At 70.7% G+C, this 7146-nt stretch carries 7 protein-coding genes; 4 read left to right on the forward strand and 3 right to left on the reverse strand.

Annotation, left to right across the window (positions count from 1 at the left end):
* Positions 1 to 347 precede the first annotated feature (347 nt).
* The gene (locus VIB55_RS23460; RefSeq protein ID WP_331879107.1) at positions 348 to 1880 is read right to left on the reverse strand and encodes a serine hydrolase domain-containing protein; all 1533 of its coding nucleotides are present in this window, start codon (positions 1878 to 1880) and stop codon (positions 348 to 350) included.
* A gap of 58 nt (positions 1881 to 1938) precedes the next feature.
* The gene (locus VIB55_RS23465) at positions 1939 to 2325 is read right to left on the reverse strand and encodes a DUF6249 domain-containing protein (RefSeq protein ID WP_331879108.1); all 387 of its coding nucleotides are present in this window, start codon (positions 2323 to 2325) and stop codon (positions 1939 to 1941) included.
* 523 nt (positions 2326 to 2848) lie between these two features.
* On the opposite strand from VIB55_RS23465, the gene VIB55_RS23470 reads away from it, so the two are divergent.
* The gene (locus VIB55_RS23470) at positions 2849 to 3424 is read left to right on the forward strand and encodes an RNA polymerase sigma factor (RefSeq protein ID WP_331879109.1); all 576 of its coding nucleotides are present in this window, start codon (positions 2849 to 2851) and stop codon (positions 3422 to 3424) included.
* A complete protein-coding gene (locus VIB55_RS23475; RefSeq protein ID WP_331879110.1) occupies positions 3421 to 3825 on the forward strand; it encodes a hypothetical protein in 405 nt (134 codons plus the stop codon). Before VIB55_RS23470 ends, VIB55_RS23475 begins: the two co-directional genes overlap by 4 nt.
* 9 nt (positions 3826 to 3834) lie before the next feature.
* Here VIB55_RS23475 and VIB55_RS23480 read toward each other — a convergent pair whose 3' ends face one another.
* Positions 3835 to 4959 (reverse strand): hypothetical protein, encoded by a 1125-nt coding sequence (locus VIB55_RS23480; RefSeq protein WP_331879111.1) that lies wholly within the window; start codon positions 4957 to 4959, stop codon positions 3835 to 3837.
* A gap of 214 nt (positions 4960 to 5173) precedes the next feature.
* On the opposite strand from VIB55_RS23480, the gene VIB55_RS23485 reads away from it, so the two are divergent.
* A complete protein-coding gene (locus VIB55_RS23485) occupies positions 5174 to 5899 on the forward strand; it encodes a class I SAM-dependent methyltransferase (protein ID WP_331879112.1) in 726 nt (241 codons plus the stop codon).
* Entirely contained in the window at positions 5896 to 6708 is an 813-nt protein-coding gene (locus tag VIB55_RS23490; RefSeq protein ID WP_331879113.1) for a glycosyltransferase family 2 protein, read from the forward strand. Before VIB55_RS23485 ends, VIB55_RS23490 begins: the two co-directional genes overlap by 4 nt.
* The last annotated feature ends 438 nt before the right edge of the window (positions 6709 to 7146 follow it).

Here is a 7146-nt window from a genome sequence, read left to right on the forward strand (position 1 = left end):
ATCCAGAGGCCCGAGCGCACCGAACTGGCCCGCAGCACATGCGATGCAGGGCCGTGGGATCTTGCCGCGGATTCCTCGCAGCGTGGGCGCGGCAGCGACACGGAGTCTTGGGGCGCGAGTCGGAACCGCCGGAACTCGGGATTGGGGACTCAGGACTTAGACCCTGATTGTGGAGCCGCCTGAGGTCTGCACGGGCGAATGAATTCGCTGCAACGACTACACGAAGTCCGCCTGCGCGGACTGGCTTGCTTGGGCGTGAGGTCGAGTGTGGGGCGCGCCACGGTATCCCACAAATGCGTCGGCCCTCCCCGTTGCCGGGGAGGGCCGATTGTTGTCACTGGCTCGTGTTACTGGCGGGCCAGGAAGCCCAGCACCGGCCCGGCCATCGGCCGCAGGTCCTGCTCCAGGTCGTAGTTGCTCAGCACGACCAGCGTCCAGTCGCCCACCATCTCCACGTCGGCGCCAATGCCGGAGGCGCTACCGCCGCCGCTGTGGCCGATGGTCGGGTGCTCGTCCGGGAATGCGGCCACGTAGAACCCGTACGCGTACTTCACCGGCGCGCCCGGACCCACATCCACCTTGCCTTCCAGCACCGTCCGCGTCATCTCCGCGCCCAGCAGCCGGTGCTCGCGAAGCGCCTGCGTGAAGCGGAACAGGTCTTCCGCCGTCAGGCCGATCCCGCCGAAGCCGCTCAGGTCCGTGGACGGCCCGTGATCGCCCACCATCCACTCGTTGCTCCGGCGCGGCTCCAGCCCCATGGGGTCCGTCTCGGGCGGACGCGAGTAGCCGCGCGCCCACGGCAGCCGCCGGTACGCATCCAGGTTCGCGACCGCCATCCCCGCCGGGCGGAACACGTGGTCGCGCACGTACTCCCCGAACGGCTGCCCGCTCACCCGCTCCACCACGGCGGCCAGCACCGCGTATCCGCCGTTGCTGTACTGCATCCGCTCGCCGGGGCGGAACGCCAGCGGCTCGCCGGCGAAGAGCGCCATCCACTCCCGCGGGGTGGCGTACCGGGTGCCCCGCACGTAGCCGGGGGACAGGAACGGGTCGCCCACGCCGGCCGTGTGGGTCAGCAGGTGGTGGATGGTCACGTGCCGCCGCGCATCCTCGTTGGGATAGTCGGGGAGCACGGCGCCCAGCGTGTCGGTGAACTTCAGCCTGCCGTGCTCCACCAGCTGGGCGACGGCGACGCCGGTGATCATCTTGGGCACCGAGCCCGTGCCGATGCGGGTGTCGAGCGTGTTCGCCCGGCCCGCCTCGCGGTCCGCCATCCCGTACGCCTGGTGATGGACGATGCGGCTGCCGTGCGCCAGCAGCACCACGCCGCTGAACCGGTCCGCCTCCGCCGCCGCGCCCACGTGGCGGGCGACCGCGGCGGCGACGGTGGCCTCGTCCACCTTGCCCTGCGGAAATTCCGGGCGTGCGCCCCGTGGCGGCATCGGGTGCAGCTCGATCAGTTTCATCCGCGCGGGGTCGGCCGGGTCGGCGACGAACTCCACTCCGATGCGGCCGCCGGAGCGGGTCTGGAAGATCACGCCCAGGTAGTTGGGGTCGCCCTGGTCCATCAGGCGCCCGGGCTCCAGCCCGCCGCCGCTCTGCCGCACCAGCCGGCCGAACATGGCCTCGTACCGGGCGGGGGTCCACCCCATGGCCAGCGTCTGCGACACGTGCCGCTCCACGAACGCGTGCAGTGTTGCCGAATCGCCTGCGTTCACCGCGTCCATGAAGGCGCGGGCGGCCGTCCCGGCGGGCGTCGCGGGGATCTGCACCGGGGCGGGCGCGCCGGACGGACCGGCGGGCGCGGGCTGCTGCTGGGCTCGCGCGGGGCTCGCCGCCAGGAGGGCGGCGAGGGTGATGGCGATCGTCGTGTTCATCATCTATCTCTCAGGTTGAAAGGTCGCCTCTGTCGGGACCTGTGTCGTGGTTGCGACGGGCTCAGATGTGCTCGTCGGGATACGCGCGCTGCCGCTCGGGATGGGTGCCGGCCTCGCGCCGCAGCACGGCGCGGGCGGTGGCGTAGTAGGCCAGCAGCCCGACGCCGCCGAATACCAGCACCACGCCCCAGGCAAGCGGCTCCTCGAAGCGCGAGGGCAGGTACTGCGACACGATCAGCCCGAGGCCCAGCGCCGCCAGCACGATTCCCCACTTGAGGGCGGCGAACATCTCGGGATCGGATTCCTTGCGGAACAGCGCGCGGATGATGTCTTCCGACACCCGCGCCTCGATCAGCTTGCGCTTCGTCCAGTTGTCGGAGAGCACCTTGGTGGTGCCCAGGATGAAGGCGAAGAAGCTGATGAAAACGAGCACAGGACTTTCCCACATCGTAACCTCCAGGGGCATTCATCGGGGTTGCGCGAGGCCCCGGATCGGCGCCTCATTCAGGATGGACAGGCCGACCCGGAGATCGGTTGCACGTGCCTCGTCCACCTGCAACGATAGACAGGCGCTGTCGCGGATCGGTTGCACGCCGATGCAGGAGTGAGTGAACCCACGGCGGGGACAGCGGAACCGCAACCGAAGTTCACCCCCTCCCCTGCGCAGCGGGGGACGGGGGACGGGGGGAGGGGGCTCCCGCAGCATGCGACGAACCCCGTCGAACCCCGATCGAAGTTCTCCTCTCTCCCGCGCTGTTTGCGGGGGAGAGGCCGGGAGAGGGGGCGCCCGCGGCATGCGACGAACCCCATCGAACCCCGCCCGAAGTTCCCCCCTCTCCGCACGCAGTTTGTGCGGGGAGGGGCCGGGGGAGGGGCCTCCCGAGGCATGAGCGACATCCAGCCGGAACCTTCCTATCGACCCCGATCGCCTCCCCTGCAACCGAACCCGCGATGACCCTGTCCAACGGGAGATGAACGATCGGGAGATGGTGGCACGAGTGCTCGCGGGCGACCGCGACGCCTTCCGGGAGCTGGTGCACACGCACCAGCGCCTGGTGAGCCATGTCGTCTTCCGCATCGTGCGCGACCCGCGCGACCGCGAAGAGGTGTGCCAGGACGTCTTCATCCGCGTGTACCAGAAGCTCGACCAGTTCGCCCACGAAGCGGCGCTGTCCACCTGGATCGCGCGCATCGCGTACCGGCTGAGCCTCAATCACCTGGAGCGGCGCCGCATTCCGCTGTACGACGACCTGCGCCCCGACGAAACCGGCGGAACGGCCGTCGACCAGCTGCCGGGCACGCGCGCGTCGCCGCTGGACGAGGCCGAGGGCGCCGAGCTGCGGGCCTTCGTCCGCGCGCGGGTAGACGAGCTGCCGGTGCAGTACCGGACGGTGGTGACGCTGTATCACCTGGAGGAGATGGCCGTCGGCGAGATCGCGGCGGTGATGGACCTGCCCGAGGGCACGGTGAAGAGCCACCTGTTCCGGGCGCGCAGGATGCTGAAGGAGAAGCTGGTGGCCAGCTATGGACCGGAGGGAACGGGATGATGGAACGGGACGAGGAGATCCAGGACGCGCTTGCCCGGGGGACTGCGCGCGCCGCGGCGGATGCGGACGAGGCCGCCTACCGGGTGGTGTTCGCCGCGCTGGGCGAGGACGACGGATTCACCCTGCCCGACAACTTCGCCGAGCTGATGACCGCGCGGCTGATGCCGGAGCCCGTGCGCGCGTCGCCCTTCGAGCGCTACGTGCTCCCCGTGCTGATGGCCGCAGCCTGCGTCATCGGCGTGCCGTTCGTCGTCGCCGTGCTCGGGGGGGCGCTGACCGGCGTCGCGGGGCCCGTATCGCAGAATTCGGGGCTGCACGGCATCGCGGTCGTCGCCCTGGTCCTCGCCGTCATCGCCACGGCCGACCGGCTGGCGCGCCGCGCCGGCCTCGCGCCGATGTGACCGGCCCGGTCAGGGCGCGGCGAACTGGATGCGGTACTCGCCCTCGCCGCCCGGGGCGAACGAGGTTGCAATGATCACGTACTCGCCGGCCTCGGGGAGCTGCACCTCCACGGCCGAGTTGGTGCCTTGCTCGCCCTCGTCGTCGTTGGATGCGATCTCCTGGAACGCGCCGTCCACCATCCGGCCGATGGACAGGTACGCGTCGAACGCCTCCGCGGCCATCGTCACGCGGATGCGCTCGCCCGCGCTTCCCGTGATGATGTAGTGGTCCGTCCAGCGTCCATCTTCCTCGTTCTCCGCGTCGCCCGCTTGCAGGCGGCCATGCACCGGCTGGCCGCGTGAAAGGCGCACGGGCCGGGGAGCGGCGGCCGGGCCGCGGTCCGCCACCGTCAGCGTGTACTCGCCCAGGACTTCGCCCTCGACACCCGCCTGCACCAGCGTTTCGCCCGAGGGCGGCAGCGTGAGCAGCAGCACGCCCTGGCCCTGTCCGAACGCGTCCGGAACGAACTCGTCGCCGGCCATGCTTCCCCCGTTCAGCGCCGGGAAGAAGTCGCCCATCAGCATGCGCAGCCGCAGCCGCTGCCCCGGCGTGCCGCGAACCCGGTACAGGTCGAAGAAGCCGCCGCCGCCCGGCCCGGCGCCGTACTCGCGGTCCGTCTCCTCCAGCTCCCCCGTCACCGTCTGCCCCACCCGCAGGTCGCCGATGGCCAGGCGCTTGGCCGGCATCGTATCGACGCTCACGGTGAACGCCCCCGTTCCTTCCGGCAGCAGCGACTGCGCGATCAGCAGGTAGGTGCCCGACGCGGGCGCGGTGAAGCGGAGGCGCGCGTTGGTCTCGCCCGCGCCATCGTCGTCCATCAGCATGTGGTCCGTGATGCCTCCCACCGTTCGCGCCACGGTAAGGTACGCGTCGAAGTCGGAGGACTGCAGCGTGGCGACGTAGCGTCGGCCGGCCTCGGCCTGGAATCGGTAGACCTTGAACGGGCCGCGCTCGTACAGCGCCGGATCACCCGTACTCAGCTGCCCGGAGGCGCGCTGTCCCACGGCGAGAACGGGGAATGCGGCGTCGGGCTGCGCCCGCAGGGGGGCGGCGAGCGCGACGGCCAGCACGGTGGCGATGGACAGGGTTCTCATCGGGGGGCCGGATCTTCTGAAATGATGGATGCACGGAAACCGGCCCGGCCGGGCCGATGGAGGGCAACATAGGCGTGCGGCCGCCCCGTGGACAAGAAAGATTTTCGGCCGCGGCGCCCTTGCCTGGCGCGCCCGGTCCGCACATTCTACGCGGCTTCGCAGGGGCGGCATCCGCCCGCCGCACACACGAGATTTCCGCGACCGACCCGACCCGGTGACGACGACCGCATCGCAGGCCTTCACCTACTCCGGCGAAGAGCTGGACGCGCTGGCCAAAGCCCGCAACTACTATGGCTGGATCGCCCGCCGGTTCGCGCCGTACCTGGGGCGGCGGATCGTGGAGGTGGGCGCGGGCATCGGCACCTTCGCCGAGCACCTGCGCGCCGCCGCGCCTGATGCGCAACTCACCCTGGTGGAGCCCGCCGCCAACAACTGGCCCCACCTCAGCGCGCGGTTCGCGCGACGGCCCCACGTCACCACGCGCCGCGGCTACCTGGCCGATGCGGGTGAGCCCGGCAGCGCCGACACGGTGGTGGCAGTGAACGTGATGGAGCACGTGCGCGACGACGCCACCTTCCTGGCCGATGCGCACCGTCTGCTTTCGCCCGGCGGCCACGCGCTGCTCTTCGTCCCCGCCCTGCCCGCCATCTACGGCGCTCTGGACGAGGCGTTCGATCATTACCGGCGGTACACGAAACGCGAGCTGACTGGCCGGCTCCGGGAAGCGGGGTTCACGCCGCTGAGCGTGGACTACACCAACCTTCCCGGCGTGCTGGCGTGGTGGATGAGCGGCAAGGTGCTGCGGCGGCGCACGGTGAGCGCGCGGGACGCAAAACTGTACGACCGGTGGATGATTCCGTGGATCTCGCGGCTGGAGCGCGTGTGGACGCCGCCCGTGGGGCAGAGCCTGATCGCCATTGCCAGGAGGGGGGACGCGTGAGCGGGCACGAGAGCGGGGCTGGGATCCGCCTATCGGTGGTGATGCCGGTCTACAACGAGGAAGCGACCATCCGCGAATCTACCCAGCGGGTGCGCGCGGTGCCGCTGGATCTGGAACTGATCTGCGTGGACGACGGCTCCACCGACGGCACCCGCGCCGCCCTGCGCGAGCTGCACGCGGACGGCGTCATCCACCGGCTGATCGAGCAGCCCCGCAACCGCGGCAAGGGCTTCGCCGTGCGCACGGGGATTGCGGCGGCCACGGGCGACGTGGTGGTCATCCAGGACGCGGACCTGGAGTACGATCCGTTCGAGCTTCCGCGCCTGCTGGAGCCCATCGCCGACGGCCGTGCAGACGCGGTGTTCGGGTCGCGCTTCGCGGGCGGGCCGCACCGGGTGATGTACTTCTGGCACCGGATGGGGAACGGCGTGCTGACGCTCCTGTCGAACATGTTCACCGACCTGAACCTGACCGACATGGAGACGTGCTACAAGATGGCGCGCGCAGACCTGATGAAGAGCCTGCCGCTGTCCGCGAACCGCTTCGGCATCGAGCCGGAGCTGACGGCGCGGCTGGCCCAGTCGCGCGCGCGGATCTATGAGGTGCCCATCTCGTACGCCGGCCGCACGTACGACGAGGGAAAGAAGATTGGCTGGCGGGATGGCGTGGCGGCCATCTGGCACATCGTGCGGGCGAACGTCCTGGGCCCGAAGGCAGCACGCTACACGCCTCCGCAGCTGTCCCACGGCCACGCGCCCGCCCCCGCCGCGGAGCCGCGTGCAGTCACCCGCGGGGCGGTGAGCAGCTAGGGCGGAACTTCGATCCGGGGTTCGACAGGGCTTGGAGCATGCCGCGGGGGCCCCTCCCCCGGCCCCTCCCCGCACAAACTGCGTGCGGAGAGGGGAGTACTTCGATCGGGGTTCGACAGGGCGCGTCGCATGCCGCGGCGGCCCCCATCCCCAGCCCTTCCCCCGCAAACTGCGCGGGGGAAGGGAGCCAGCCCGGCGCGTCACGCTAACTCGTTGCCACACCAAGTCTTGTCATCCTGAGGCCCAGGCGCACCGCACTCGCCCGTAGCACATCCTTCGCGGGCCGAAGGATCTAGCCGGAGGCACGAACGAGCCCGGGCGCGGCAGCGGTCACCGGCGCAGAGGCCGCGATGTCGGCGCGTTTGGAATCATGCCGGCGCATGCCTCGGCTGCCGTCCCCCCCGGCCCCTCTCCCGCAAGCGGGAGAGGGGAGAATTC

The organism is Longimicrobium sp., assembly GCF_036554565.1.
In the GTDB taxonomy this organism is placed as follows: Bacteria; Gemmatimonadota; Gemmatimonadetes; order Longimicrobiales; family Longimicrobiaceae; genus Longimicrobium.